This is a genomic window from Variovorax sp. MPBD4-3, from assembly GCF_058809745.1.
The window spans coordinates 1-25,445 of sequence record NZ_JBXASW010000078.1; the positions used below are offsets into that span (position 1 = coordinate 1).

A 25,445-nucleotide genomic window follows, 5' to 3' on the forward strand; every position below is an offset into this window, starting at 1 on the left:
GCCGTGGTCGACGTGACCGATCGTGCCCACGTTGACGTGAGGCTTGGTGCGGGTGAATTTACCTTTTGCCATTTTTCAATCCTTGAAAGAGCAGTTCCCGTGTATTGGTTTTATGTCTGCACCCGATTGCTGATTCGCCTCGCACGGGAACGCGGCGGCACCGGATCGCAGACAACGAGGGCCGCGCACTGCGCGGCCCCGCATTCTTGAAAAACTTACTTGGCGCGAGCGGCCACGATGGCTTCGGCAACGTTGCGCGGAGCTTCAGCGTAGTGCTTGAACTCCATCGTGTACGTGGCACGGCCTTGCGACATCGAACGCAGCGTGGTCGAGTAGCCGAACATTTCCGACAGCGGCACCTCGGCCTTGATGGCCTTGCCGCCGCCGACCATGTCGTCCATGCCCTGCACCATGCCGCGACGGGACGACAGGTCGCCCATCACATTGCCGGCATAGTCTTCAGGCGTTTCGACTTCCACGGCCATCATCGGCTCGAGGATCACGGGGTTGGCCTTGCGTGCGCCTTCCTTGAAGCCGAAGATGGCGGCCATCTTGAAGGCCATTTCGTTCGAGTCCACGTCGTGGTACGAACCGAAGTGCAGCGTGACCTTGACGTCCACGACGGGGTAGCCCGCCAGCACGCCTTGCGTCAGCGCTTCGACAACGCCCTTTTCCACGGCGGGGATGTATTCGCGAGGAACCACACCGCCCTTGATGGCGTCGACGAACTCGAAGCCCTTGCCAGCTTCCTGCGGCTCGAGCTTCAGGACCACGTGACCGTACTGGCCCTTGCCGCCCGACTGGCGAACGAACTTGCCTTCGGCTTCTTCGACAGTCTTGCGGATCGTTTCGCGGTAGGCCACTTGCGGCTTGCCGACGTTGGCTTCCACGCCGAATTCGCGCTTCATGCGGTCCACGATGATTTCAAGGTGGAGCTCGCCCATGCCGGCGATGATGGTCTGGCCCGACTCTTCGTCCGTGCGAACGCGGAACGAGGGGTCTTCCTGTGCAAGGCGCTGCAGCGCGATGCCCATCTTTTCCTGGTCGGCCTTGGTCTTCGGCTCGACGGCCTGCGAGATCACCGATTCCGGGAACACCATGCGCTCGAGCGTGACGATGGCTTCGGGATCGCACAGCGTTTCGCCGGTGGTCACTTCCTTCAGGCCCACGCAGGCGGCGATGTCGCCGGCGCGGATTTCGTTCACTTCTTCGCGGTTGTTCGCGTGCATCTGCACGATACGGCCGATACGTTCCTTCTTGCCGCGCACCGGGTTGTAGACGCTGTCGCCCTTGGTCAGCACGCCCGAATAGACGCGCACGAAGGTCAGCTGGCCCACGAACGGGTCGGTCATCAGCTTGAATGCGAGGGCCGAGAACTTCTCGTTGTCGTCAGCCTTGCGAACGACAGGCGCTTCGTCTTCGTCCAGGCCGGCCACCGGCGGGATGTCCAGCGGCGAGGGCATGTATTCGACGACGGCGTCGAGCATGGCCTGCACGCCCTTGTTCTTGAAGGCCGAGCCGCACAGCATCGGCTGGATTTCGCCGGCGATGGTGCGCTGGCGCAGGGCCTTCTTGATTTCTTCCTCGCTCAGCTCGCCGCCTTCGAGGTACTTGTTCATCAGCTCTTCGCTGGCTTCGGCAGCCGCTTCGACGAGCTTTTCGCGGTATTCGTTGCAGACGTCGACCAGGTTGGCGGGAATCTCGCCGTACTGGAAGGTCACGCCCTTGTCTTCGTCCCAGATGATCGCCTTCATCTTCACGAGGTCGACGATGCCCTGGAAGTGCTCTTCGGCACCGATCGGGATCTGGATCACGACGGGGTTGGCCTTCAGCCGATCGACCATCATCTGGCGAACGCGCAGGAAGTCGGCACCGGTACGGTCCATCTTGTTGACGAACGCGAGACGGGGCACCTTGTACTTGTTGGCCTGGCGCCAGACGGTTTCCGACTGGGGCTGCACACCGCCGACGGCGTCGTACACCATCACGGCGCCGTCCAGCACGCGCATCGAGCGCTCGACTTCAATGGTGAAGTCCACGTGGCCGGGGGTGTCGATGATGTTGATGCGGTGTTCGTCGAACTTGCCGGCCATGCCCTTCCAGAAGCAGGTGGTGGCGGCGGACGTGATCGTGATACCGCGCTCTTGCTCTTGCTCCATCCAGTCCATCGTGGCGGCACCGTCGTGCACTTCACCGATCTTGTGGTTCACACCGGTGTAGAACAGGATACGTTCGGTCGTCGTGGTCTTGCCAGCGTCGATGTGCGCGGAGATGCCGATGTTGCGGTAGCGCTCGATGGGGGTCTTGCGGGACATGATTTACTTTCGGGTTGAAATGCGTTGAGCGCTGGGCCCCGGGCACGGGCACAACGCCCGAAACCCGACACCCAACGCCCAAGCGAAGTTTGATTTTTAGAAGCGGAAGTGGCTGAACGCCCGGTTGGCTTCTGCCATGCGGTGCACTTCGTCGCGCTTCTTCATGGCACCGCCACGGCCTTCCGTGGCTTCCATCAGTTCGTTGGCCAGACGCAGGGCCATCGACTTCTCGCCGCGCTTGCGGGCGGCTTCCTTGATCCAGCGCATCGACAGGGCGAGGCGGCGGACGGGACGGACTTCGACCGGAACTTGGTAGTTCGCACCGCCGACGCGGCGCGACTTCACTTCGACCATCGGCTTCACGTTGTTGATGGCAACGGTGAAGGCTTCGAGGGGGTCCTTGTCCGGGTTCTTCTTTTCGATGAAGTCGAGTGCACCGTAGATGATGCGCTCGGCAACAGCCTTCTTGCCGCCTTCCATGATCACGTTCATGAATTTGGACAGCTCGACATTGCCGTACTTGGGATCCGGCAGGATTTCACGTTTGGGGACTTCGCGACGACGTGGCATTTTCTTAACCTCTTTGCTTCAGTTGGCACCGTTTCCGGCACCGCGAGAGCCAGCTGGAACTCTCACTTACTCGACCCGACACTGGGTCACTTCGTTCGATGTACCCGCCAAGGTAACCGAACACCGTTTGTTTTTGACGACAGGAAGGCTTAAGCCTTCTTGGGACGCTTCGCGCCGTACTTGGAACGCGATTGCTTGCGGTCTTTCACGCCTTGCAGGTCCAGCGAACCGCGCACGATGTGGTAGCGCACACCGGGCAAGTCCTTGACACGACCGCCGCGGACCAGCACGACGCTGTGTTCCTGGAGGTTGTGGCCTTCGCCGCCGATGTAGGAGATGACTTCGAAGCCATTGGTCAGACGGACCTTGGCAACTTTACGAAGCGCCGAGTTGGGCTTCTTGGGCGTCGTGGTGTAGACGCGGGTGCAGACACCGCGACGTTGCGGCGAGTTCTGCATGGCAGGGCTCTTCGAATTGATCTTTTCGACCGTTCGACCCTGACGCACCAGTTGATTGATGGTTGGCATGAATGAATTAGTCCCAAAACGACCCGGCTTTGGCTGTGAAACCGCCCTGGCGCTTGACGTGACGCAAGGCAAGGAAGCCGGGAATAACGAAAACGTGAAACCCTTCGGAAAATTCCGAAAAGCCCACGAGTATAGCAAACGGGCTTGAAACGGCAAGGTCGGGCGCCACGGGCATCCCGCCGGCGGGCCGGTCTTGCCCTTTCTTACATGTGCGGGCTACTTGATCCAGAGCCGCACGGCATCCCAGGCGCGACCGAAAACGCCGGCCTGCTCGACCCCATCCAGGGCCACCAGCGGCACGTCGGCCACGGGCTGGTCGTCCAGCGTCACCTTGAGCGAGCCGACCGGCTGGAACTTGGTGAAAGGCGCCACCAGCGGATCGGGCCGCGACACCTGTGTCTTGATCTTGCTGGCGCTGCCCGCCGGCACGGCCACGACGATGGCTTCCGGACGCCCCAGCTTCAGGGTGTTGTCCTTGCCCTTCCAGACGGCAGGCGTGGCGGCCGGCTGGCCGGCGTCGAACAGGCGGACGGCGTCGTAGGCCGTGTAGCCCCAGTTCAGCAGCTTCTGCGACTCGTTGGCGCGCACGGTCTCGCTCGCGGCCCCCAGCACGATCGACAGCAGGCGGCGGCCGCCGGTCAGGTTGGGGAAGTCGCGCCTGGCGGTGGCGATCATGCCGTAGCCCGCCGCATCGGTATGGCCGGTCTTCAGGCCGTCGACGGTGGGGTCGCGGAACAACAGCATGTTGCGGTTGGTGTCGTTGGTCGACGGCGTACCCGGGTAGCGGTACTTCTTGATGGCGTAGTACTTGGCCTCCTCGGGGAAGTCACGCACCAGGCGGGTGGCCAGGGTGCTCAGGTCCCGGGCCGTGGTGGTGTGGCCGGGCGTCGTCAGGCCTTCGGGGTTCTTGTAGACCGTGTTCTTCATGCCCAGCACCTTGGCCTGGGCGTTCATCATTTCGACGAAGTGCTCCACGGTGCCGCCCACGCCTTCGGCCAGCGCCACCGTGGCGTCGTTGCCAGACTGCACGATCAGCCCCTTGATCAGGTCTTCCACAGGCACCTGCATCTTGGGGTCGATGAACATGCGCGAGCCGGGCATCTTCCAGGCGCGCGGGCTGACCGGCAGCGTCTGCGTCAGCGAGATCTTCTTGGCGCGCAGCGCGTCGAACACGACGTAGGCCGTCATCAGCTTGGTCAGCGACGCCGGCTCGATCGGGCTGTCGATGTCCTTCTGCGCGAGGATCTGGTTCGCGGTCACGTCGAGCAGCAGGTAGCTGCGGGCGGCAATTTCGGGCGGGGCCGGCACCTGGGCGGCGGCAATCAGGCTGATGGATGCGGCGGCGGCAATGACCAGCGCGCGAAGCGCACCAAGGAAACGATTCATCGGGAGTTCGGAGAGAGACGAAGACAGGCCTGCAAGGCCTTCACGCAGCGCCCGCGCGAAGATGGCGGGCAACAAGACTTTTGAGCAGCGGCAATTGTCCGTGAAAGAAATGGCCGCCCCCGGGGATGACTGTGACGGGAAGTGACTGCGGCCGCGCCCAGTCCATCACGGCGGACAGGGCCACGGTGTCGTCGGCCTCGCCATGGATGACCAGCGCGCGCTCGTGCGCCTCGACCGGCAGCGGCGCCACCACATTGCGCGCGGCGGCGGTGCCGACCAGCACGATCTGCCGCACGTCGCGCTCGGCCCACAGCCTGGAAACGGCGCCGCTCGCGACAAAGGCCCCGAACGAGAAACCGGCAATTGCCAAGGGGCCTTCGGGCGCCAGCTGGCGGACGACATCCAGCATGTCTTCCAGTTCGCCGCGCCCCTCGTCGTGCACGCCCTCGCTGGCACCCACGCCGCGGAAATTGAAGCGCACCGCGGTCCAGCCGCCGGCGACGAAAGCCCTGGCCAGCGTCTGCACCACCTTGTTGTCCATGGTGCCGCTGAAAAGCGGATGGGGATGGGCGATGACGGCAACGCCGCGCGGCGTCTCGGCGGGCTGGTCCCGCTGCACTTCGATGCGGCCGGCGGCGCCCTGGAGGGTGATCTTTTCGGTCTGGGAATTCATTGGCGCAAAGTACGAGCAGAGGGAGCGGCGGAAAGTTCAGCGCCCGATGTCGGGCGGCAGCAGCAGCCGCTCGACGACTTCGCCGTTCTTGAGGTGGGATTCGACGATCTCGTCGATGTCGTCGCCATCGACGAAGGTGTACCAGACGGCCTCCGGGTACACCACCGCGACCGGCCCGCCCGCGCAGCGGTCGAGGCACCCGGCCTTGTTCACGCGCACCTTGCCGGGCCCGGAGAGCCCCGCTTCCTTGACCTTGGCCTTGCAGCGGTCGAAGCCCTCTTGCGCGTTGTGCAAGGCACAGGAGTCCTCGCCGTTCTTGCGCTCGTTGAGGCAGAAGAAGATGTGGCGACCGTAATAGCCGGACGGCGCGGCGGTTGAGGAGTTGGGCATCCGCCGATTTTAGTGACCGCCCCTTGCGGCCAGCCCGCCATCGCCGCCGCCGCGCCCTCGCCGCGAGAGCGCCGCCACCACGTAGGCCAGCACGGCAAAGGGCCACGCCCAGCCCAGCCATTGGGCCAGTCCATGGAAGCGGATGAAGCGCCCCTGCTCCCACGTGGCCAGGGTCTGCGCGAAATACGCGCTCTCCGGCGCCTGGTTGAGCAGACTGAGCTGCAGCACCAGCCCGGCGAGCAGCAAGGCCGCGCACAGCCGGCGCGGCGCCAGCAGCAGCAGCATGCCGGCAAAGAGCGCGGCCGCCATGCCGACCTGCACCGGCAGGTCCAGCCAGGCCCAGGCGTGCGTGGGCCCGTAGCTCAGCGCCGCCGACAGCGCCGAGGCCGCCACGCCGGTCAGCAGGATCAGCGGCAGCATGACCACGCGCTGCACGACGGAGCGCGCCACCAGGTAGCCCAGCAGGCAAGGCACCAGCGCCCCGAGCATCACGCACAGCAGCTCCACCGCGGGAACCAGAGGCTCGAGTTCGAACTGGCGCAGCGGCAGCCAGTCGATGAAGGGCGTGTCGAGCAGCCACTCGGAGATCGCGACCTCCAGCCGCTCGAACACCTGCCCGAGCCCGAAGGTGACAGCCGCCGGGAACAGCAGCGCAAACGGCCAGAGCGCCAGCAGCACCAGCCCGCCGCGGGATTCCTCGACGAACCACTGCGACCGCGCTCGGCTCCAGTGCGCAATGGCGCCGAGCCGCTCCAGCCCCGCCGCCAGCACGGCGCCGATGACCGTGCCCGCCGTGTTCAGGGCCAGGTCCACGTTCGAAGGGATCCGCACCGGCAGATAGCTCTGCAGCGTCTCCATCGAAAAGGCGATGGCCGCGCCGGCCGCCGTGGCACGCAGCACCACCCGCCACGCGGTGGCGCCGCCGCGCGTTCGAAGCACCGCCAGCGCGCACAGGAACCCGAAGGGCACGTAGCCCGCGACATTGACCGCGAAGTCGAAGCCCGTCCAGTACTTGGGCCAGGGCGCCCACAGGTAGGCCCAGGGGGCGATGCCCTGGTCGCGCCAGTCGGCGAACGGATACAGGCTGGCGTAGACGATCAGCGCCGCATAAGCGAGCGCCAGCGGCAACGCGGCGGACTTGTGCGGCTTCTCCACCATGGCCACCATGCCTGCCGGTGTCAGAACGGCTTGACCACCACCAGGATCACGATGCCCAGCAGCAGCAGCACCGGCAGTTCGTTGAACCAGCGGAACCAGCGGTCGTTGCGCCGGTTTTCTCCCGCCACGAAGCGGCGCAGCAGCACACCGCAACCGTGGTGATAGCCGATGGCCACCAGCACCAGCGCCAGCTTGGCATGCATCCAGCCGTTGCCCGGGCCGCGTCCGATGCCGTAGCCCAGCCAGAGCCAAAGGCCGAAGCCGAGCGCCGGGACCGCCAGGAAGGTCGTGAACCGCAGGAGCTTGCGGGCCATCAGCAGAAGCCGATCGCGCTCGGCCTTCGACTCCGGCGGCACCATGGCCAAATTAACAAAGATGCGCGGCAGGTAGAACAACCCGGCGAACCAGCTTGCGATGAAAACGATGTGGAGAGATTTGACCCAGAGCATGGCGGCAGTTTAGTGGCGCACCTCTTTTGCCCCTCTGAAACAAGGCTCTGGAAGACCTTCGGGCAAAAAAAAGCCCGACGTCTTCACGTCGGGCTGGGAAGCCCTTTTGCTGTCACACATCAAGGCACCCGCTCAGGGAGGAAAAGCGGGGAGCGGCAAGCCGCCCGCCTCAGAATTTAACAAAGACGAAACAAGGTTTCAAGCGACTGTGGCACTTTCTTTGACATTTAAACCAAAAATTTGAAAACCTTCGGCCTACGAATTACCGTAGTTGTCAGACAACCGACCCCACAGCGCCAGTACTGCGAAAGGTGGCTTCAGGCACAATTTTGGGCATATGAAGTCATCAAATTTACCTTTGGCCATGTTCCCTGCCGGCCGGCCACGACGCCTGCGCCGCGACGCATTCACCCGCAATCTGGTGCGCGAACATGCCCTGACGGTCAATGACCTGATCTACCCGGTCTTCGTGCAGGAAGGCGAGAAGCGGCGCGAGGCGGTGCCGTCGATGCCCGGCGTGGATCGTCTGAGTCTCGACCTGCTGCTGCCGGTTGCCGAGCAATGCGTCGAGGCCGGCATTCCGGTGATGGCGCTGTTCCCGGTGATCGACGCCGGCCTCAAGACGCCCGACGGCAGCGAGGCCTTCAACCCCGACGGGCTGATTCCACGTGTTGTCGCCTCCCTCAAGGCGCGCTTCCCGGAACTGGGCGTCATGACCGACGTCGCCCTCGACCCGTACACCAGCCACGGCCAAGATGGCGTGCTCGACGATACCGGCTACATCCTCAACGAGGAAACTGTCGAGCTCCTGGTGAAGCAGGCACTCACGCAATCGCAAGCCGGCGTGGACATCGTGGCCCCCAGCGACATGATGGACGGCCGCATCGGCGCCATCCGCCAGGCGCTCGAAGCCCGGGGCGACATCCACACGCGCATCATGGCCTACAGCGCCAAGTACGCCAGCGCCTTCTACGGCCCCTTCCGCGACGCCGTCGGCTCGGCCTCGACGCTCGGCAAGAGCAACAAGAAGGTCTACCAGATGGACCCCGGCAACAGCGACGAAGCACTGCGCGAAGTGGCGCTCGACATCGCCGAAGGCGCCGACATGGTGATGGTGAAGCCCGGCATGCCGTACCTCGACATCGTGCGCCGCGTGAAGGACGAGTTCCGCGTGCCCACCTTCGCCTACCAGGTGAGCGGCGAATACGCCATGCTCAAGGCCGCCGCCCAGAACGGCTGGCTCGACCACGACGCCGTGGTGCTCGAAAGCCTCTTGGCCTTCAAGCGCGCCGGCGCCGACGGCGTGCTCACGTACTTCGCGCTCGACGCCGCGCGCCTCCTGAAGAAGTAACGGCCCGCCGGCACCGGGCATGCGCATTTTCGAAATCGACCGTTCGCGGGTCAGCGAACACGCGGCGCTGGCGCCGCTGGCCGTGCCGGGCGCGTGCGGCGCCGGCGGCTATCTCTGGATCTCGCTCACGCGCGAGGAATTCAAGGCCTCGCTGGCCGAAGTGCAGCAGATCCTGCAGACCCTCTGCCTGACGCAGCTGGTCGACCTGCACGTGGCCGATCTGCTCAACGAGCAGTTGCCCTCGCACTACGACTACACCTCGAAGTACGACGTGCTGGTGTTCCGGCGCCTGGCCAGCGGCAACGGCAACGCCAAGGGGACCGAGGCGCCGCCGCCAGCACCCCGCAGCGGCCCGCCGGTGCTGCGCCGGGTCGACACCCGCCCGGTCGGCTTTGCAGTGTTCGACCGCGTGCTGCTGTCGGTGCACCCGGAAGACGGCGCGGTGCGCGACGCCTTCGCCGCCCGCCTGCTGGCCGCCGCCTCGCCCGACGGCCAGGGCGCCCCCGCGCTCGACGTGCGCTCCACCTCGGCGCGGCTGCCGACGAGCCCCTCGGACCTGATGCTTCGCGTCATCAACCAGATCGTCGACAGCTACCTGGATCTGCGGCGCGAGCTCACGAAGCAGCTGGACCACTGGCAGACCGAGCTGATCGACCCGCGCAGCCGCTTCACCAACTGGAGCGCGCTGATGGAGGCACGCCAGTCGCTGCACCACCTGGACGAGATCTGCGAAGACCAGCGCGCCGCCATGCAGGACTGGATCGACTCTCTGGAGACCCTCCCCGTGCCCAAGGGCGAGGCGGAGCAGCGCGAGCGCGAACTCATCATGATCCGCAGCCGCGACGTGCTCGAGCACATCGAGCGGGTGGTGCACCACGTGCACCGGCTCGAGCAGAACGCCGAGACGGCGGTGCAGATGCATTTCAGCGTCCAGGGCCACCGCGCCAACGACATCATGCGGGTGCTGACGGTGCTGACCGCCGTGTTCCTGCCGCTGAACCTGATCGCGGGCATCTTCGGCATGAACTTCGAGTTCATCCCGCTGGTACACAAGGCGGACGGCTTCTGGATCGCGATGACGTCGATGCTCGTCATCGCCGTGCTGCTGGTGCTGGTTTTCTGGCGCAAGCGCTACCTCGCCCGCACGCGCTGATCGCCGCGCCCATGAAAAAAGGGGCCACGCTGCGCGCGTGGCCCCTTTTTCAATCCGGCGGCCCCGAAGGGCTGCCGTCTTGTCCGTCTTACTTGGCGGTTGCGCCAGCACCTTGCTGGGCTTGAACGCGAACGTCCATCGGGTGCTGCATGGTCGAGATGACCTTGCTGTTGACGCGCGAGCCGCCGGTCACGTTCTGGTCGGGAGCGTAGGCGGTGCGAACGGCTTCTGCCTGGACGATCGAACGGTCCTTCGACACGGCGACCGTTTCCGGGCCGCGCGAACCGCGGGTCACGTTCTGGTTCGGAGCCGATGCGGTGCGCACGGCTTCGGCGTTCACGTCAGCACGGCTCTTGGTCGAGACGGCGGTGTTCACGCCTTCGTAGGTTTCTGCTTGCGCGCCGGCGGCGGCGAACAGGGTCAGGGCGGCAGCTGCGAGGATTTGCGAGGTCTTCATATTCATTTCTCCTGGATGTTCGTTGGATCGTTTGTCCACCAGGCTTGCATGGTCGCTTGCCTGTGCAGCGAGTTTCGGGGCGAATCGCATGGCCGAAACGCGCCGATCAGAGACACCGTGTTTCCTCTATTGAAACAATGACGACATGAAGGCATGCAAGCAAAAAGGCCGGACCGGTTCGCACCGGTCCGGCCCCTTGCAAATGCCTCTACGCCAGTGGCTACGGACGCCCGGTGCCGATCTGCGGCGGCACTTCACTGTTGAAGAAGGCGCGACGGTCGAGGTTCTGGTTCGGCGCATGGGCGGCGGCCACGGCTTCGGCCCGAACCGACGCCCGGTCCCGCACGCCGGGCCGCGAGCGCAGGGGCTCCGCCACCACGTCGCCATAGATGTTGCCGGCGCGCGCCGCGGCATCCGCCCCCGCCGCCACGTCGGCCCGGCTGGTCGTGGCCTGAAGCGGCTGGACCGGCGCATAGCCCTGGGCCCGCACACCGGCGGCGGCCAGCATCGACAGGGCTGCTGCGGCAATGATGTTCGAGGTCTTCATGTCGGTTCCTTCGGTCAAGCGGCGGCGTGTAACCGAAGTGTCGCCCAATCCGGCTAGGAAAAACCCGGGAGAATCGAACCATCGCGTTCCCAAAACGGAAACAATGGGCTCACTCACATGGACAGTCTCGATCTGATCAGAACCTTCCGGGAAGTCGCCTCCCACGGCAGCTTTTCCCAGGCAGCCAAGAGGCTCGACATGTCGAAGGCCACGGTCAGCAAGTATGTGGCCGAGCTGGAAACCCGCTTCGGCGTGCGTCTCCTCAACCGCTCCACGCGCTCCGTGAGCCTCACCGACGCCGGCCAGCTGCTGCTGGAGCGCAGCACGCCGATGCTGGAGATGGTCGAGCTCACCCAGTCGGAGCTGCAGGAGCGCGCCAGCCAGCCCAGCGGACGGCTGCGCATCTCGGCCCCGCACGGCATGGGCAGCGGCGAATTCCCGAACCTGCTGGCCGATTTCATGCGCTACTACCCCGACGTGACGATCAGCCTGCAGCTGACCAACCGCACCGTCGACCTCGCCGAGGAAGGCATCGACGTCGAGCTGCGCAGCGGTCCGGTCGAGGACGCCAACCTCATCGTGCGCAAGCTGCGGCTCATGAACATGGTGGTCTGCGCTTCCCCGGTCTACTGGAAGAAGCACGGCAAGCCAGAGCATCCGCGCGATCTTTCCAGCCACGAAGCGCTCACGTTCTCGCTGCTGGGCCAGCAGCCGGTCTGGCGCTTCGATGACAACGGCACGCCGCTCGACGTGCCGGTGAAAAGCCGCATGGACTGCACCGAAGGCGCGCCGCTCATCCGCGTGGCGATGCATGGTTTCGGCGTCATCTACCTGCCGTCGATCCTGGTGCAGTCGCACCTGGACCACGGCGAACTGGTGCCGGTGCTGCAGGACTACGCCCGCAAGGACATGTGGCTTTCGGCCGCCTACCTGCAGCGGCGCCACAACAGCGCCGCGCTGCGCGCGCTGCTCGACTTCCTGCAGACCCGCGTGGGTCCCGGCAGCACGCCGCGCAAGAGCCATTGAAAAACCCGGCAGCGCCGGGTTTTTTCATTCAGCGCGGCAACCCGCTCAGCCGAGATGCTTGGCGAAGAACGCCAGCGTTCGCTCGCGCGCCAGCTTGGCAGCGTCCGCGTCGTACGAACCGCGCTGGTCGCAGTTGAAGCCGTGGCCGACCGGGTACACGTGCACTTCCACTTCGGGATGCGCCTTCTTGAAGGTCTCGATGGTGTCCAGCGGAATCCAGTGGTCCTGGTTGCCGAAGTGCGCGAGCACCGGCACCTTGGGCTGGCGGGCGGTTTCCTCCGGCGTGGTCATGCCGCCGCCGTAGTACGGCGCCGCTGCCGACAGGCCCGGCAGCAGCGCGGCCGCGCGCCACACCAGCAGGCCGCCCCAGCAGTAGCCGACGATGCCGACCTTGCCGGCCTTCGACGCATAGGCGATTGATGCTTCGATGTCCTGCAGCACGCCGGGCGCGGGCAGCGCCTCGACCGCCGTCTTCAGGCCGAAGCCGTTCTTCATGTCGTCGTCCGAATAGCCCAGCTCCACGCCCGGCTTGACGCGATGGAAGGTCGACGGCGCCACGGCGAGGTAGCCCTCGGCCGCATAGCCGTCGGCCACCGAGCGGATGTGCGAGTTCACGCCGAAGATCTCCTGCACCACGACCACCGCGCCGCGCGGCTTGCCCGCGGGCTCGGCCACATAGGCAGGGAAAGTGAAGCCGTCCTTGGCGGTGAGATCGATGAATTGGCCCATGTGCTGGTACTCCTGGATGGTGAATCGAAACAGATGAAAGAATGAATGAACGGACGCCGGGCTACGCGCGCAGCGCCCGTTCGACGAAGTCGAGGCGATCCTGCCCCCAGAATATTTCGCCATCGATCACGTAGCTCGGCGCGCCGAAGACCTGGATGTCGATGGCCTCCTGCGTGTAGGCCTCGTAGCGCTCCTGCACCGCCTGGCTCTGCGACTGCTCGGCGCGCTTGGCCGGCAGGCCGCACTCGGCGACCAGCGCTTCGAGCACGTTCGGGTCGCCGATGTTCCGCTCCTGCACCCACACCGCCTCGAACACCGCCGCGCACATGCGCAGGGCGGCGTCGGTGCCGTCGTGCAGGTCGACCGCGATGATCAGCCGGGCCGCGTCGTCCCCGGCGACCGGAAAGAACTTCGGCTTCGGATTCAGCGGCAGCCCGAGGTGGCGCGAGAAGCGCTCGAGTTCGACCAGCCGGTAGGCCTGCCGCTGCGGTGCCCGCTTGCCCAGCGGCAGCCCGCCTGACACCGGGAACACGCTGCCCATGTCGATGGGCCGCACCCGCACCGTGGCGCCCGCGGCCTTGGCGATCGCCACGAAGCGGGAATGTCCCAGATACGTCCACGGGCTCTGCGGAGGAAAGTAATAGTCGATCGTCTTGCTCGTGCTCATTCGCATGCCCCCGGTGATGTAATCAGCCGACGGTTTTAACTGACGCGCAGTTTCTCTGCAGGAGGTAGGTTTTGGACCAGGTGCTCTTGATCACGGGCGGCGGGCGCGGCATCGGCGCCGCCACCGCGCGGCTCGCCGCGAAGCGCGGCTATGCGGTCGCGGTCAACTACGCCAGCAATTCGCTGGCCGCCGACGAAGTGGTGCGCGCCATCCGCGCGGAAGGCGGCACGGCCATGGCGGTGCGGGCCGACGTGGGCGACGAGGCCCAGGTGCTCGCCATGTTCGAGCAGGTCGACGCCAAACTGGGCCGCCTCACCGCGCTGGTGAACAACGCGGGCATCGTCGACGTGACGGCGCGCGTCGACGAAATGAGCGTGGCGCGCCTCGAGCGCATGTTCCGCATCAACGTGATCGGCAGCTTCCTGTGCGCGCGCGAGGCCGTGCGCCGCATGAGCACCAAGCACGGCGGCACGGGCGGCGCCATCGTCAACGTTTCCAGCGGCGCCTCGCGCCTGGGCTCGCCGGGCCAGTACGTCGACTACGCCGCGAGCAAGGGCGCCATCGACACCTTCACAGTCGGCCTGGCCAAGGAAGTGGCGGACGAAGGCATCCGCGTGAACGCGGTGCGTCCCGGCGTGATCGACACCGAGATCCACGCCTCCGGCGGCCTGCCCGACCGCGCCGCCGCGCTGGGCCCGCAGATCCCGATGAAGCGCGCCGGCACCGCCGACGAGATTGCCGGCGCCATCCTCTGGCTGCTGTCGGCCGAGGCCAGCTACACCACCATGGCATTGCTCGACGTCACCGGAGGCCGCTGAGCCATGAGCACATCGATGGACCTGATCAAGCCGCTGGTCACGCTGGTGGCCATCGTCAACCCGCTGGCCATCGTGCCTTTCTTCATCCACTACACGCAGGGCTACAGCGACGCGCAGCGCCGCCACACGGTGCGCATGTCAGCCTTCAGCGCGTTCGTGGTCATTGCCGTGAGCGCGCTGCTGGGGCTGCAGCTGCTGTCGTTCTTCGGCATCTCGATCGCGAGCTTCCAGGTCGGCGGCGGGCTGCTGCTGCTCATGAGTTCGCTGTCGATGCTCAACGCCAAGCCGGCCGAGAGCAAGACCAACGTCGAAGAGCTGCGCGCCACCGAGGTCAAGGCGTCGATGGGCGCGTCGATTGCCGTGGTGCCGCTCACCATTCCGCTGCTCACCGGGCCGGCCACCATTTCCACCGTGGTGATCTACGCCGACAAGGCGCAGCACCTGTGGGAGCTTGCCATCCTGGTGGGCTACGGCGTGGTGGTGGCGCTGGCGACCGCCCTGGCGTTTTCGCTCGCTCAGCCGATCGCGCGCGTGCTCGGCAAGACCGGCATCAACATCATGACGCGGCTGATGGGCCTGATCCTCGCGGCGCTCGCGGTCGAGGTGATGGCCGACGGCCTGGGCAAGCTGTTCCCGATCCTGAACAAGATCGGCTGAGCCTTCAGGCCAGCATCTTCTCGATGATCTTCCAGTGCGCCGGCTCCACCGGCGTGATCGACAGCCGGTTGCCCTTGCGCAGCACCACCAGGTCGGCCAGCTCGGGCCTGGCGCGCAGCTCGGGCAGCGCCAGCAGCCGCGTCTTGCGCAGCGCCTGCACGTCCACCAGCAGCCAGCGCGGATCTTCCGGCTTGGCGCCCGCGTCGTAGTAGGGCGACTTCGGGTCGAACTGCGTCGGGTCGGGCTTGATGCCCGAGGCCACCCGCGCGATGCCGGCAATGCCCGGCTCCGGGCAGCTCGAGTGATAGAAAAGCACGCCGTCGCCGACCTTCATGCTGTCGCGCATGAAGTTGCGCGCCTGATAGTTGCGCACGCCGGTCCACGCCACGGTGGCGTCGGGCGCGGCGAGCGCATCGTCGATGGAGACCTCGTCGGGCTCGGATTTCATCAACCAGAAACTGGGGGAATGGATGGGCATGGTCCCGTCATGGTGTCACATAGTCCGAGACCACCACCCACTTGCCGTCCTTGATCTGCGACAAGCGCGACTGGTCGTTGCCCAGGCGCTTGGTGGCCGTGTAGGTGCTCTTCGGGCTGCCGAACATGTCAGGCTCGAAGGTGATGCTGTCCATCGCCTTGATGAAGCTGTCGGTCGTGAGGTTCGGGCCGGCCTTGGTCGCGGCCTTGATGAACGAGTCGATGATCACGTAGCCGTACACCGAGAACACGGTCGGGTCTTCGTTGAACTTGGTCTTGTACTTGTTGGCCCAGAAGCGCAGCGGCTGCGATTGTTCGTCGGTGTAGGGGTTCTGCACCGTCATGGTGGCGTAGACGCCGTCCATCGCCTTGCCGCCGAGCTTGTGGATCAGGTCGGTGTAGGCCGCGCTGGAGCCCAGGAAGGTCGGGTTGAAGCCGGTCTTGCGCGCCTCGCCCACGGTGCCGATGGTCTCGCGGATGATGGTGCCGAGCACCACGAGGTCGCAGTTGGCGGCCTTCATCTTCGCGACCTGCGAGCTGAAGTCGGTGGCGCCGCGCTTGAACGAAGTCTTCTCGGCAAGCTCCATGCCCGCGGCTTTCAGGCCCGCCTCGGCGCCGCGCTGCACCTCCAGGCCGAACTCGTCGTCCTGGTAGATGGTGCAGACCTTCTTGGCGCCCTTGTCCTTGATCATCTTCGGCAGGGCCAGGCGGATCTGGTCGTAGTAGGTGGCGGCGAACGAATACTTCAGCCGGTTCAGCGGCTCGTACATTTCGCGCGCCGCGGTGATGGGCATGTAGTTGATGACGTTCTTGTCGAACTGCACCGGCATGGCCGCCATGTTCTGCGCCGTGCCGATGTGCCCGGCCATGACGAAGATCTTTTCCTGGTTCACCAGCTTCTGCGCGGCCAGCACGGCCTTCTTCGGGTCGTAGCCCGAATCTTCCACGAACAGCTTGAGCTTGCGCCCGTTGACGTTGCCCTGCTCGTTGAGTTCGTCCACGCGCAGCTGCATGCCGTTGCGCGCCTGCTTGCCGAAGCCCGCCAGCGGGCCCGACAGGTCCTGGATGGTGCCGATGCGGATCTCGTCCTTGGTCACGCCCTGCTGCTGTTGCGCGGACGCAAGCGTCGCGGCCAGGCCCAGCACGGCCAGCGTCGTCAGTGTCTTGAGCTTCATGCGGTTGTCTCCTCGGGTTGACGGAAAAAACGGATCACCGGTACATGGCTTCTATGCGCTCGGCGTACTTGGTCTGCACCAGCTTGCGCTTGAGCTTCATCGTGGGCGTGAGCTCCTCGTCCTCGGCGCTCAGCTGCGTCTCGAGCAGGAAGAATTTCTTGATCTGCTCCACGCGCGCGAACTTGGCGTTGACGCGGTCGATCTCGCCCTGTATCAGGTCCAGCACTTCCTTCGTGCGCGTCAGGCTCTCGTAGTTGCTGAACGGCACGTCGTTGTCCTGCGCAAACTTCTCGACGTTCTCCTGGTCGATCATGACGATCACCGTGAGGTAGGGCTTCTTGTCGCCGATCACCACGGCGTCGGTGATGTAGAGGCTGAACTTGAGTTCGTTCTCCAGCTCGCTCGGCGTGACGTTCTTGCCACCTGCCGTGATGATGATGTCTTTCATCCGGTCGGTGATGCGGAAATACCCGTCCTCGTCCATCACGCCGACGTCGCCCGTGTGCAGCCAGCCTTCGGCGTCGATCGTCTCGGCCGTTTTCTCCGGCAGGTTGAGGTAACCCATGAAGACATTGGGTCCGCGCACCAGGATCTCGCCGGTGGCCGGGTCGATGCGCACCTCGTTGTAGCCCGTGGCCGGCCCGATGGAGCCGGGCTTGATGCGCATGGCCGGCACCGCGGTGGAAGCGCCGCAGGACTCCGTCATGCCCCACACCTCGAGCATCGGCACGCCGAGCGCCAGGTACCACTTGACCAGCTCGGGCGAAATCGGCGCCGCGCCCGTCACGAGAAAGCGCGAGCGATGGATGCCGATGAGCTTGCGCGCGTTGTCCAGCGCCAGCAGCCGCGCGAGCCTGAACTTGAGCTTGAGCCCCGCGCCGACCGGCTCGCCGGCCAGCACTTTCGCCGCGATGGCTTCACCCACGCCGATGCTCCACCTGTAGGCGGCCTGCTGCAGCGGGCTCGCTTCCTTCAGCGCGATCATCACGCCCGAATAGAACTTCTCCCACACGCGCGGCACCGCGGTGAACACGGTGGGCGCGATCTCGCGCACGTTCTCCGGCACGGTTTCGGGGTTCTCGACGAAGTTGAGGATGGAGCCGGTGTACATCGCGAAGTACTCGCCGCCCATGCGCTCGGCGATGTGGCACAGCGGCAGGAAGCACATGCGCTCGTCTTTCTCGTCCTGCGCGATGAGCGTGTTGTAGCCGCGCGCGGTGTACACCAGCCCCGCGTGGCTGTGCATGGCGCCCTTGGGCTTGCCGGTGGTGCCCGATGTGTAGACGAGGATGGCGAGGTCTTCGGGCCGGCAGGCGGCCACGGTGCGCTCCACCGCCTGCGGATCGGCCGACAGGCGCGCGCGCCCGAGTTCGCGCAGCGCATCGAGGCTCATCACGCCCGGGTCGTCGAGGTCGCGCAGGCCTTCCATGTCGAACACCACGATGCGGCGCAGGCCCGGCAGGCCGGCGCGCACTTCGAGCGCCTTGTCGAGCTGCTCGTCGTCTTCCACGAAGAGCACGGTGGTGCGCGAGTCTTCGCACAGGTAGTGCACCTGCGAGGCGGCGTCGGTCGGGTAGATGCCGTTGGACACGCCGCCGCAGCTGAGCACGGCCAGGTCTGCCAGCACCCATTCGATGACGGTGTTCGACAGGATGGACGCGCACTCGCCGGGCGCGAAGCCGATGGCCTGCAGGCCGGCCGCGATCTCGCGCACGGCGTCGGCGGTCTGGTGCCAGCTCCAGCTGCGCCAGATGCCGAGCTCTTTCTGCCGCATCCAGACGGTGTCGCCGCGCTGCTTGACGGCATTCCAGAACATCGCGGGAATGGTGTCGCCGGGCACGACGACGTCGAGGCGCGGTTCGAAGGTATTGAGGTCCCAGAGTCCTTGCATGGCGGCGGCTACCTCCAGGTCTTCTTCTTTTTCCAGCGCCGCTCGCCGCGCACGCCGTCGTCTTTCACGCCGAGATAGAACTCCTTGATGTCTTCCTTTTCCCTCAGGCGTTCGCAGGAGTCTTCCATCACGATGCGGCCGTTCTCCAGCACGTAGCCGTGGTCGGCCGCATTGAGCGCCATGTTGGCGTTCTGCTCGACCAGCAGGATGGTGGTGCCGCGCTCGCGGTTGATGCGCACGACGATCTCGAAGATTTCCTTCGTCAGCTTGGGGCTCAGGCCGAGGCTGGGTTCATCCAGAAGAATGAGATGCGGCGCGGCCATGATGGCGCGCGAGATGGCCAGCATCTGCTGCTGCCCGCCGGAAAGAAGGCCCGCGTCCTGCGTCGCGCGTTCGCGCAGGATGGGAAAGTAGGCATAGACGGTTTCCATGTCGCGCGCCACGCCGTCGCGGTCCTTGCGGGTGTAGGCGCCCATCAGCAGGTTGTCCTTCACCGACAGCAGCGGAAACACTTCGCGTCCTTCGGGCACGTGGCTCAGGCCTTGCTGGACGATGTAGGCCGGGTCCTTGGCGGTGATGTCCTTGCCCTGGAATTCGATGCTGCCTTTTCTCGGGTCGATGATTCCGGAGATGGTCTTCAGGATCGTGGTCTTGCCTGCGCCGTTCGAGCCCAACACCGTTGCGATCTCGCCCTGCCTTACTTTCAGGCTCACGCCTCGGATGGCCTTGATGGGGCCGTAGGCGCTTTCGACGTTGAGCAACTGGAGCACGGTGTCGCTCATCTTTGTCTTCCTGCGTTCGGGGAGCGGCGTTGGGGCCCCTGTCTCCGGCGGGCCGACGTCACCGGCCCTTCGGGCTTCCCTGCGCTGCTCGCGACGGGCGGGGTCTCGCAGAACTGGCTTCGCTCAAACAGCTGCGAGCCCTGATCCGCCCGCCGCTGCGCTGCTCGGCGGTGCCTCAACGGCCCACCGGAGACAGGGGCCCCAACGCCGTGGGCGCGCTCAGAGTGTTTCCACCCTGGCCAAGCCCCGCACCGCATACCGGGCGTCCCCAAAGAGGCAACGAACAAGGCATTCACGCCGCCACCCTCCTCAAGCTGCTCACGTCGTCCACAGTCCCAAGGTAGGCCTCGACAACACGCGGATCAGCCTGCACCTCACCGGGAGTTCCAGTAGCCAGCACCTCCCCCATGTTCATCGCAAGCACCCGGTCGGACACCTTGGACACAAGCGACATGTCGTGCTCGACCATCAGCACCGACACCCCCAGCTCATGCTGGATGTCCTGGATCCAGAAAGCCATGTCCGCCGTCTCTTCGACATTGAGCCCCGACGACGGCTCGTCGAGCAGCAGCAGCTTGGGCTCCGTGCACAACGCACGCGCCAGCTCCACCACCTTGCGAACGCCATAGGGCAACCCCGCCACCATCGAATCGCGATGGTGCTGCAGGTCCAGCAGCTCGATGACCTGCTCCGCCTTCTCCCGCGCGGCGATCTCCGCACGCCGCGTCGCAGGCGTGAAGAACACCTCGCTCCAGAACCCCGTCTGCCGATGCGTGTGCCGGCCGATCAGCAGGTTGTGCAACACCGTCGCATGCTCGAACAACTCGATGTTCTGGAAGGTCCGCGCAATGCCCAGCGCCGCAATCGCATGCGGCGCCTGCTGCGTCAGCGGCAACGGGCCGCCCTCCTCGCCATGCCACGTGATCTCGCCCGTCGTCGGCGTGTAGATGCGGCTGATCAGGTTGAACACCGTCGTCTTGCCCGCGCCGTTAGGCCCGATCAGCGTGAACACCTCGCCGCGGCGCACGTCGAAGCTCACCTTGTTGACAGCCAGCACCCCGCCGAAGCGCACGCTCAGCTCCTTCGCGGAGAGAAGAATGTCGCCGCTGCTCATCTCAGCCGGTCCGACTTGGTGAACGACTTCTGCCGCTTGAACAACCCCTTGCGGTAAAACGGAAAGAGCTGCAGCCAGGTCCGGATCTTCAGCCAGCGCCCGTACAAGCCCAGCGGCTCGAACAGCACGAACGCGATCAGCACCAGCCCATACACCAGCCCCTGCAACCCCGGCGCCTGTCCGATGGCCTCCGGCAGCCAGTCCTTGCCGATGGAGATCAGCTGCGGCATCGCGATCAGGAAAATCGCGCCCAGGAACGCGCCGTGCACCGAGCCCAGCCCGCCGATCACCACCATCAGCAGCAGGTCGATCGACTGCAGGATGCTGAACTGGTCGGGCGAGATGAAGCTCAGCTTGTGCGCGTACAGCGCGCCGCCCAGCCCCGCGAGCGCGGCCGAGATCGCGAACGACATCGTCTTGTAGCGCGCCAGGTGAATGCCCATGCTCTGCGCGGAAATTTCCGAATCGCGGATGGCGACGAAGGCTCGCCCGGTCGGCGAGCGCAGCAGGTTCAGGATGCCGAGCGTGGCCAGCACCGCCACCACCAGGCAAAGAAAGTAGAAGCCGTCGCCCGAGCCCAGCGACCAGCCGAAGAGCTGCGGCGACTTCACGTGCAGCCCCGCGTTGCCGCCCGTCACGCTCTCCCAGCGCGCGAACACTTCTTCCACGATGAAGCCGAAGGACAGCGTCGCAATGCCCAGGTAGATGCCCTTCACGCGCAGCGCCGGCAGCGCAACCACGACGCCCACCGCGGCCGACAGCCCCGCGGCGGCCACCAGCGCCAGCGGAAACGGCACGCCCAGGTTCGTCAGCACGCCCTGCGTGTAAGCCCCCGCGCCCAGGAACGCCGCATGCCCGATGGAGAACTGCCCGGTGAAGCCGGCCAGCAGCATCAGCCCCAGCCCGACGATGCCGTAGATCAGCACGAAGGTCAGCTGCGCGAGCCAGTACTCGTCGATGACCCAAGGCGCGGCGATGAGGAACGCAACGAGCAGGCCGTACCAGAACACATGGCCGCCGTGCCGCGCGAGGCGGATGTCCTGGTCGTAGCTGGTCTTGAAGATGAAGCGCATATGAGATCTACACCTTCTTGCGCAGCTTCTCGCCGAACAGGCCGTTGGGCTTGATCATCAGCATCAGCAGCACCACGATGTACGGCGCCGTGTCCTTGAAACCGTCGGGCAGGTAGAAGCCCGCGAAGGACTCGACGATGCCGATGACCAGCCCGCCGACGATCGCGCCCGGCAGGCTGCCGAAGCCGCCCACCACCGCCGCCGGAAAGGCCTTCAGCCCGATGAAGCCCATGTTGGCGTGCACGAAGGTGATGGGCGCGAGCAGCATGCCCGCGATGGCCGCGACCGCCGCCGCCAGGCCCCACACCAGCCCGTTGAGCCGCTTCACCGGAATGCCCATGTAGTAGGCGGCCAGCTGGTTCTGCGACGAGGCCTGCATCGCGATGCCGAGCTTGCTGTAGCGGAACATCGCGAACAGCAGGCCGCACAGCACGGCGGTGGCGATGATGATCGCGAGCTGTTCCAGGTTGACCACCAGCTCGCCCAGCTTCCAGATCTGGTCCTTGTAGGGCACGGCCAGCGTGTGCGTCTCGGTGCCGATGCCGGGCACCATGGTGACGACGCCGCGCGCAACATAGGCGATGCCGATGGTCAGCATGACGATCGAGAACTGCGGCTGCCCGAGGATCGGCCGGATCACCACCAGCTCCAGCAGCACGCCGAAGGCCGCCATCGCCACCACCGCGAGGATGGCCGCCAGCCAGAACGGCATGCCGAACAGCGACATGCCCGCGAACGCACCGAAGGCGCCGAGCATCATCAGGTCGCCCTGCGCGAAGCTCACCGTCTCCGTGGCCTTGTAGATCAGCACGAAGCCCAGCGCGATCAGGCCGTAGATGCAGCCTTGCGCAATGCCCGACAGCAGCAGTTGAAGGATCTGCATGCCCGTCGCCCGCGCTACTGCCGGAACCCGCCGGCCAGGTCGTGCAGCGCGAGGCGGCGCGAGCCTGCCACGATGTCGCTGGGCTTGAGGCCGTAGACCTGGCGGATCGAATGGCTGAAGTGGGTGGAGTCGGGGTAGCCGGTGTCGAGTGCGATGTCGGTGAGCGTGCTGCCCTGCTGCACGTAGCGCAGCAGGCTGCGCGCGCGCTTCCAGGCGCGGAATGCCCGAAAGGCCATGCCGGTCTCCTGCTTGAACAGGTGCAGGAAGCGCGAGAACGACAGGTGCACCGAGGCCGCGCACTCTTCGGCCGACATCGCGGCGGCGGGATCTGCGTTGATGGCGTCGGCCACCTTGCGGATGCGCGCATCGAGCGCGCGCGGCGCGAGCGCCTCGCCGAAGAACAGCGCGTCGAAGTCGAAGCCCTCGAAATTCATGCCGCGCGCCGAAGCCGCCAGCAGGTGCGCATGGGCATCGCGCACGCGCTGCACGAAGGCCGGCGCATCGACCGGGCCGCAGTGCTGCATGAACGCCGGCAGGCGCGCGGGGTCGACCGACTCCGACTCGACCAGCAGGTTGAAGATCAGCGGATGCGCGCTCTCGACCTGGTGCGGCACGTGCGGCGGCACGACGATGAATTCACCGGTGAGCCATGCGCCGCCACCCACGCGGATGCGGTTCGGCGGCGCGCCGGCGGGCGACACGTACACGCCGTGCCCGCCCATCGTGCGCTCGGCGGCGGCGCCGAGCAGGCCGGCATAGAACACGCGGTGCGGCGTGAGCCACATCAGGCGTTCGCCCTGCCGTGCGGCGCCGCTCAGGCTGGTGTGCGCTGGCGGCGGCGTCCTCGTTCGCTGCATGGTGTTTGTCTCCTGCATCGGTGGACTGCCACTCTGTGGTGGCGTCTTTGTTGGCTGGATCGTAGCGGCGCGGGCCGTCTGCGCGGCATCGATTTGCGCGGGGACTTTCCCTAGGCCACCGCTACGCCGCGGCCAAGGCGCGGCGCAGTTCGCCCGCGCACAGCGCCACCGCGGTGTTGGCCTCGTCGAGCACCTTGCCCATCGGCACGAAGCCGTGGATCTGCCGCTCGAAGCACACGTACACCGCGCGGTTGCCGGCGGCGGTGAGCGCATCGGCATACGCGGCGCCTTCGTCGCGCAGCGGGTCGTAGCCGGCGGTGATCACCAGGGCTGGCGGCAGCTTCGACAGGTCGGGGTGCAGCAGCGGCGAGGCGCGCCAGTCGACGTCGTGCGCCGGGTCGGTGATGTAGTGGTCGTGGAAGTAGCTCATGGTGTCGCTGGTCAGCAGATAGCCCTGCCCGTTGCTCTGGTGCGAGGGGTGCACGCGGCGCATGTCGGTGGCCGGGTAGATCAGCAGCTGGAAGGCGATGGACAGGTCCCCCGCATCGCGCGCGGCGATCGCCACCACGGCCGCGAGGTTGCCGCCCGCGCTGTCGCCGCCCACGGCCAGGCGGCTCGCATCGAGCCTCAGCGTCGCGGCCTCGCGGCGCACCCAGCGGGCGGCGGCCAGCGCGTCGTCGAAGGCGGCGGGGAAGCGGTGCTCCGGCGCCATGCGGTAGTCGACCGCGACCACCGCGCAGCCGGCGCCGTTGGCCAGTTCGCGGCACAGCACGTCGTGCGTGTCGAGGTCGCCGATGACCCAGCCGCCGCCGTGGTAGTACACCAGCACCGGCAGCGGGCCGGCGCCCGAACCCAGCGGCCGGTACAGGCGCACCGGGATGGTGCCGTGCGGGCCGTCGGCCGCGAGGTCGCGCACTTCGGCCACTTCGGCCGGCAGCGGCTGGGTGGCGGTGCGGCGATCGCGGTAGAAGGCCCGCGCATCGGCGGGCGAGAGGGTGTGCGTCGGCGGAATGCCGCGCGCCTCGATGAAGTCGAGCAAGGCGCGAGCCTGGGGATGCAGCATGGTGTCTCCGGTGGATTCGCCCGACCATGCCCGCGCCATCGCGGCGCGGCTTGCGGAAACTGGCTACGCCCCGCTCAGGCCTTGCGCGGCTTCACGCGCGAGGCGGCTTCCTTGGCGAGCTTGCGGGCCGTGTCGGTGTCGCCTGCGTGCACCAGCGCCACGCCCATGCGGCGCTTGGTGAAGCTCTCCGGCTTGCCGAACAGGCGGATGTCGCTGCCCGGCACCTGCAATGCGTCGGCCACGCCGTCGAAGGCGATGCCGGTGGCGTCCACGCCGCCGTAGATCACCGCGCTGGCGCCCGGGCTCTTGAGCGAAGTGTCCACCGGCAGGCCGAGGATGGCGCGCGCATGCAGCTCGAATTCGTTCTGCCACTGGGTGGCCATGGTGACCATGCCGGTGTCGTGCGGGCGCGGGCTCACTTCGCTGAACCACACCTCGTCGCCCTTCACGAACAGCTCCACGCCGAACAGGCCCTGGCCGCCCAGGTCGGCGGTGACGGCCTGCGCGATCTGCTGCGCCTTCTGCAGCGCGGCGGGGGCCATGGGGTGCGGCTGCCAGCTTTCGACGTAGTCGCCGCTCACCTGCACGTGGCCGATGGGGTCGCAGAACTTCGTTTCCACGGCGCCGGCGGCATCCTTGGCGCGCACGGTCAACAGGGTGATCTCGTAGTCGAAGTCGATGAAGCCTTCGACGATCACGCGGCCATGGCTCACGCGGCCGCCGGCCATGGCGTAGTCCCAGGCCTTCTGCACGTCGGCGGGGCCGTCGATCTTGCTCTGGCCCTTGCCGGAGCTGCTCATCACGGGCTTGACGATGCAGGGGTAGCCGATGCCCTCGTCGATGGCGGCCTGCAGCTCGGCCAGCGAGTCGCAGAACTTGTAGGGGCTGGAGAGCACGCCCAGCGTCTCGGCGGCCAGGCGGCGGATGCCTTCGCGGTCCATCGTGAGGCGGGCGGCGCGGGCGGTGGGAATGACGCGCACCACGCCGGCGTCTTCGAGCTGCTGCAGCATGGGCGTGGCGATGGCCTCGATCTCGGGCACCACCAGCGCGGGCTTCTCGGCCTCGATCAGCGCTTTCAGCTGCTCGGGGTCGCTCATGGTGATGGTGCGGGCATGGTGGGCCACCTGCTGGCCGGGGGCGTTCTCGTAGCGGTCGACTGCGATGGTCTCGACGCCGAGGCGCTGCAGGGCGATCAGCACCTCCTTGCCGAGTTCACCGGAGCCGAGCAGCATCACGCGGGTGGCGGAGGGGGAAAGG

Annotated in this window: 27 protein-coding genes and 1 pseudogene; 5 read left to right on the top strand and 23 right to left on the bottom strand. The window is 66.2% G+C overall.

The features are described 5' to 3' along the window. The 9 genes and pseudogenes from AC1RVW_RS27815 to AC1RVW_RS27855 form a co-directional block, all read right to left on the bottom strand. Positions 1-72, bottom strand: a pseudogene (locus AC1RVW_RS27815) (GTP-binding protein); the annotation flags it as partial. A 143-nt stretch (positions 73-215) separates the two neighbouring features. Further along, a complete protein-coding gene (fusA, locus tag AC1RVW_RS27820; RefSeq protein WP_081270388.1) occupies positions 216-2,315 on the bottom strand; it encodes an elongation factor G in 2,100 nt (699 codons plus the stop codon). A gap of 96 nt (positions 2,316-2,411) precedes the next feature. Next, positions 2,412-2,885 (bottom strand): 30S ribosomal protein S7, encoded by a 474-nt coding sequence (gene rpsG, locus AC1RVW_RS27825; protein ID WP_007829591.1) that lies wholly within the window; start codon positions 2,883-2,885, stop codon positions 2,412-2,414. A gap of 149 nt (positions 2,886-3,034) precedes the next feature. Next, the gene (rpsL, locus tag AC1RVW_RS27830) at positions 3,035-3,412 is read right to left on the bottom strand and encodes a 30S ribosomal protein S12 (RefSeq protein WP_013543948.1); all 378 of its coding nucleotides are present in this window, start codon (positions 3,410-3,412) and stop codon (positions 3,035-3,037) included. Positions 3,413-3,628: 216 nt separating this feature from the next. Continuing rightward, a complete protein-coding gene (locus AC1RVW_RS27835) occupies positions 3,629-4,798 on the bottom strand; it encodes a D-alanyl-D-alanine carboxypeptidase family protein (protein WP_493203824.1) in 1,170 nt (389 codons plus the stop codon). 40 nt (positions 4,799-4,838) lie between these two features. Next, entirely contained in the window at positions 4,839-5,471 is a 633-nt protein-coding gene (locus AC1RVW_RS27840; protein WP_081270389.1) for an alpha/beta hydrolase, read from the bottom strand. Positions 5,472-5,507: 36 nt separating this feature from the next. Further along, positions 5,508-5,861, bottom strand: coding sequence for a (2Fe-2S) ferredoxin domain-containing protein (locus AC1RVW_RS27845; RefSeq protein ID WP_081270390.1), 354 nt, complete (start codon positions 5,859-5,861; stop codon positions 5,508-5,510). 9 nt (positions 5,862-5,870) lie between these two features. Then, entirely contained in the window at positions 5,871-7,019 is a 1,149-nt protein-coding gene (locus AC1RVW_RS27850) for a VanZ family protein (RefSeq protein ID WP_493203846.1), read from the bottom strand. A gap of 20 nt (positions 7,020-7,039) precedes the next feature. Further along, positions 7,040-7,468 carry a CopD family protein gene (locus AC1RVW_RS27855; RefSeq protein ID WP_106936575.1) on the bottom strand — a complete coding sequence of 143 codons (429 nt, stop codon included), beginning with the start codon at positions 7,466-7,468 and terminating at the stop codon, positions 7,040-7,042. A gap of 364 nt (positions 7,469-7,832) precedes the next feature. Between AC1RVW_RS27855 and hemB the strand changes: the two genes are divergently transcribed. After that, the gene (gene hemB, locus AC1RVW_RS27860) at positions 7,833-8,819 is read left to right on the top strand and encodes a porphobilinogen synthase (RefSeq protein ID WP_493203848.1); all 987 of its coding nucleotides are present in this window, start codon (positions 7,833-7,835) and stop codon (positions 8,817-8,819) included. A 19-nt stretch (positions 8,820-8,838) separates the two neighbouring features. Further along, positions 8,839-9,972 (top strand): magnesium transporter CorA family protein, encoded by a 1,134-nt coding sequence (locus tag AC1RVW_RS27865; RefSeq protein ID WP_493203827.1) that lies wholly within the window; start codon positions 8,839-8,841, stop codon positions 9,970-9,972. Positions 9,973-10,060: 88 nt separating this feature from the next. Here AC1RVW_RS27865 and AC1RVW_RS27870 read toward each other — a convergent pair whose 3' ends face one another. Next, complete coding sequence (locus AC1RVW_RS27870) at positions 10,061-10,429, bottom strand: DUF4148 domain-containing protein (RefSeq protein WP_081270394.1); 369 nt, start codon at positions 10,427-10,429, stop codon at positions 10,061-10,063. 220 nt (positions 10,430-10,649) lie between these two features. Continuing rightward, a complete protein-coding gene (locus tag AC1RVW_RS27875; protein WP_493203829.1) occupies positions 10,650-10,976 on the bottom strand; it encodes an alpha/beta hydrolase in 327 nt (108 codons plus the stop codon). Positions 10,977-11,093: 117 nt separating this feature from the next. Here AC1RVW_RS27875 and AC1RVW_RS27880 point away from each other — a divergent pair, with 117 nt between their 5' ends. Then, positions 11,094-12,002, top strand: a complete 909-nt coding sequence (locus AC1RVW_RS27880; protein ID WP_081270395.1) for a LysR family transcriptional regulator — start codon at positions 11,094-11,096, stop codon at positions 12,000-12,002. 45 nt (positions 12,003-12,047) lie between these two features. Here AC1RVW_RS27880 and AC1RVW_RS27885 read toward each other — a convergent pair whose 3' ends face one another. Together AC1RVW_RS27885 and AC1RVW_RS27890 are read right to left on the bottom strand one after the other, a co-directional pair. After that, the gene (locus AC1RVW_RS27885; protein WP_106936573.1) at positions 12,048-12,731 is read right to left on the bottom strand and encodes a dienelactone hydrolase family protein; all 684 of its coding nucleotides are present in this window, start codon (positions 12,729-12,731) and stop codon (positions 12,048-12,050) included. A 61-nt stretch (positions 12,732-12,792) separates the two neighbouring features. Further along, positions 12,793-13,398, bottom strand: coding sequence for a 2-hydroxychromene-2-carboxylate isomerase (locus tag AC1RVW_RS27890; protein ID WP_106936572.1), 606 nt, complete (start codon positions 13,396-13,398; stop codon positions 12,793-12,795). Between the two features lie 71 nt (positions 13,399-13,469). Here AC1RVW_RS27890 and AC1RVW_RS27895 point away from each other — a divergent pair, with 71 nt between their 5' ends. Then, the gene (locus AC1RVW_RS27895; RefSeq protein WP_493203832.1) at positions 13,470-14,216 is read left to right on the top strand and encodes an SDR family oxidoreductase; all 747 of its coding nucleotides are present in this window, start codon (positions 13,470-13,472) and stop codon (positions 14,214-14,216) included. 3 nt (positions 14,217-14,219) lie between these two features. Beyond that, positions 14,220-14,873: a MarC family protein gene (locus AC1RVW_RS27900; RefSeq protein ID WP_081270399.1), complete on the top strand. Its 654-nt coding sequence runs from the start codon at positions 14,220-14,222 to the stop codon at positions 14,871-14,873. Between the two features lie 4 nt (positions 14,874-14,877). Here the strand turns inward: AC1RVW_RS27900 and AC1RVW_RS27905 are convergent, their stop codons facing one another. The 10 genes from AC1RVW_RS27905 to purT all read right to left on the bottom strand — a co-directional run. Further along, positions 14,878-15,351 (bottom strand): EVE domain-containing protein, encoded by a 474-nt coding sequence (locus AC1RVW_RS27905; RefSeq protein WP_493203834.1) that lies wholly within the window; start codon positions 15,349-15,351, stop codon positions 14,878-14,880. Positions 15,352-15,358: 7 nt separating this feature from the next. Continuing rightward, the gene (locus tag AC1RVW_RS27910) at positions 15,359-16,525 is read right to left on the bottom strand and encodes an ABC transporter substrate-binding protein (protein WP_493203836.1); all 1,167 of its coding nucleotides are present in this window, start codon (positions 16,523-16,525) and stop codon (positions 15,359-15,361) included. Positions 16,526-16,559: 34 nt separating this feature from the next. Beyond that, positions 16,560-18,416, bottom strand: a complete 1,857-nt coding sequence (locus tag AC1RVW_RS27915; RefSeq protein WP_493203838.1) for an AMP-dependent synthetase/ligase — start codon at positions 18,414-18,416, stop codon at positions 16,560-16,562. Between the two features lie 8 nt (positions 18,417-18,424). Continuing rightward, positions 18,425-19,198 (bottom strand): ABC transporter ATP-binding protein, encoded by a 774-nt coding sequence (locus tag AC1RVW_RS27920; RefSeq protein WP_106936567.1) that lies wholly within the window; start codon positions 19,196-19,198, stop codon positions 18,425-18,427. A 292-nt stretch (positions 19,199-19,490) separates the two neighbouring features. Next, positions 19,491-20,312: an ABC transporter ATP-binding protein gene (locus AC1RVW_RS27925; protein WP_285415086.1), complete on the bottom strand. Its 822-nt coding sequence runs from the start codon at positions 20,310-20,312 to the stop codon at positions 19,491-19,493. After that, positions 20,309-21,385: a branched-chain amino acid ABC transporter permease gene (locus tag AC1RVW_RS27930; protein WP_081270405.1), complete on the bottom strand. Its 1,077-nt coding sequence runs from the start codon at positions 21,383-21,385 to the stop codon at positions 20,309-20,311. The genes AC1RVW_RS27925 and AC1RVW_RS27930 overlap by 4 nt, the downstream gene beginning before the upstream one ends. Before the next feature lie 7 nt (positions 21,386-21,392). Next, positions 21,393-22,268 (bottom strand): branched-chain amino acid ABC transporter permease, encoded by an 876-nt coding sequence (locus AC1RVW_RS27935; protein ID WP_106936565.1) that lies wholly within the window; start codon positions 22,266-22,268, stop codon positions 21,393-21,395. A 14-nt stretch (positions 22,269-22,282) separates the two neighbouring features. Beyond that, entirely contained in the window at positions 22,283-23,125 is an 843-nt protein-coding gene (locus AC1RVW_RS27940) for a helix-turn-helix domain-containing protein (RefSeq protein ID WP_081270432.1), read from the bottom strand. 121 nt (positions 23,126-23,246) lie between these two features. Continuing rightward, the gene (gene lipP1 / locus AC1RVW_RS27945) at positions 23,247-24,188 is read right to left on the bottom strand and encodes a LipP1 family hormone-sensitive lipase (protein WP_493203842.1); all 942 of its coding nucleotides are present in this window, start codon (positions 24,186-24,188) and stop codon (positions 23,247-23,249) included. A gap of 74 nt (positions 24,189-24,262) precedes the next feature. Next, positions 24,263-25,445: formate-dependent phosphoribosylglycinamide formyltransferase (gene purT, locus AC1RVW_RS27950; protein ID WP_493203844.1), on the bottom strand; the 1,183-nt coding region annotated here is incomplete at its 5' end.

What these genes read in the sequence shown, in the direction of transcription:
- AC1RVW_RS27850 (WP_493203846.1), bottom strand. Translation starts at nt 7,019, where the DNA reads ATGGTGGAGAAGCCGCACAAGTCCGCCGCGTTGCCGCTGGCGCTCGCT.
- AC1RVW_RS27885 (WP_106936573.1), bottom strand. Translation starts at nt 12,731, where the DNA reads ATGGGCCAATTCATCGATCTCACCGCCAAGGACGGCTTCACTTTCCCT.
- AC1RVW_RS27905 (WP_493203834.1), bottom strand. Translation starts at nt 15,351, where the DNA reads ATGCCCATCCATTCCCCCAGTTTCTGGTTGATGAAATCCGAGCCCGAC.
- AC1RVW_RS27835 (WP_493203824.1), bottom strand. Translation starts at nt 4,798, where the DNA reads ATGAATCGTTTCCTTGGTGCGCTTCGCGCGCTGGTCATTGCCGCCGCC.
- AC1RVW_RS27925 (WP_285415086.1), bottom strand. Translation starts at nt 20,312, where the DNA reads ATGAGCAGCGGCGACATTCTTCTCTCCGCGAAGGAGCTGAGCGTGCGC.
- AC1RVW_RS27920 (WP_106936567.1), bottom strand. Translation starts at nt 19,198, where the DNA reads ATGAGCGACACCGTGCTCCAGTTGCTCAACGTCGAAAGCGCCTACGGC.
- AC1RVW_RS27900 (WP_081270399.1), top strand. Translation starts at nt 14,220, where the DNA reads ATGAGCACATCGATGGACCTGATCAAGCCGCTGGTCACGCTGGTGGCC.
- AC1RVW_RS27855 (WP_106936575.1), bottom strand. Translation starts at nt 7,468, where the DNA reads ATGCTCTGGGTCAAATCTCTCCACATCGTTTTCATCGCAAGCTGGTTC.
- AC1RVW_RS27935 (WP_106936565.1), bottom strand. Translation starts at nt 22,268, where the DNA reads ATGCAGATCCTTCAACTGCTGCTGTCGGGCATTGCGCAAGGCTGCATC.
- AC1RVW_RS27865 (WP_493203827.1), top strand. Translation starts at nt 8,839, where the DNA reads ATGCGCATTTTCGAAATCGACCGTTCGCGGGTCAGCGAACACGCGGCG.
- AC1RVW_RS27880 (WP_081270395.1), top strand. Translation starts at nt 11,094, where the DNA reads ATGGACAGTCTCGATCTGATCAGAACCTTCCGGGAAGTCGCCTCCCAC.
- AC1RVW_RS27910 (WP_493203836.1), bottom strand. Translation starts at nt 16,525, where the DNA reads ATGAAGCTCAAGACACTGACGACGCTGGCCGTGCTGGGCCTGGCCGCG.
- rpsG (WP_007829591.1), bottom strand. Translation starts at nt 2,885, where the DNA reads ATGCCACGTCGTCGCGAAGTCCCCAAACGTGAAATCCTGCCGGATCCC.
- AC1RVW_RS27915 (WP_493203838.1), bottom strand. Translation starts at nt 18,416, where the DNA reads ATGCAAGGACTCTGGGACCTCAATACCTTCGAACCGCGCCTCGACGTC.
- rpsL (WP_013543948.1), bottom strand. Translation starts at nt 3,412, where the DNA reads ATGCCAACCATCAATCAACTGGTGCGTCAGGGTCGAACGGTCGAAAAG.
- AC1RVW_RS27875 (WP_493203829.1), bottom strand. Translation starts at nt 10,976, where the DNA reads ATGAAGACCTCGAACATCATTGCCGCAGCAGCCCTGTCGATGCTGGCC.
- fusA (WP_081270388.1), bottom strand. Translation starts at nt 2,315, where the DNA reads ATGTCCCGCAAGACCCCCATCGAGCGCTACCGCAACATCGGCATCTCC.
- AC1RVW_RS27840 (WP_081270389.1), bottom strand. Translation starts at nt 5,471, where the DNA reads ATGAATTCCCAGACCGAAAAGATCACCCTCCAGGGCGCCGCCGGCCGC.
- AC1RVW_RS27845 (WP_081270390.1), bottom strand. Translation starts at nt 5,861, where the DNA reads ATGCCCAACTCCTCAACCGCCGCGCCGTCCGGCTATTACGGTCGCCAC.
- AC1RVW_RS27890 (WP_106936572.1), bottom strand. Translation starts at nt 13,398, where the DNA reads ATGAGCACGAGCAAGACGATCGACTATTACTTTCCTCCGCAGAGCCCG.
- lipP1 (WP_493203842.1), bottom strand. Translation starts at nt 24,188, where the DNA reads ATGCTGCATCCCCAGGCTCGCGCCTTGCTCGACTTCATCGAGGCGCGC.
- AC1RVW_RS27930 (WP_081270405.1), bottom strand. Translation starts at nt 21,385, where the DNA reads ATGCGCTTCATCTTCAAGACCAGCTACGACCAGGACATCCGCCTCGCG.
- hemB (WP_493203848.1), top strand. Translation starts at nt 7,833, where the DNA reads ATGTTCCCTGCCGGCCGGCCACGACGCCTGCGCCGCGACGCATTCACC.
- AC1RVW_RS27940 (WP_081270432.1), bottom strand. Translation starts at nt 23,125, where the DNA reads ATGCAGCGAACGAGGACGCCGCCGCCAGCGCACACCAGCCTGAGCGGC.
- AC1RVW_RS27870 (WP_081270394.1), bottom strand. Translation starts at nt 10,429, where the DNA reads ATGAAGACCTCGCAAATCCTCGCAGCTGCCGCCCTGACCCTGTTCGCC.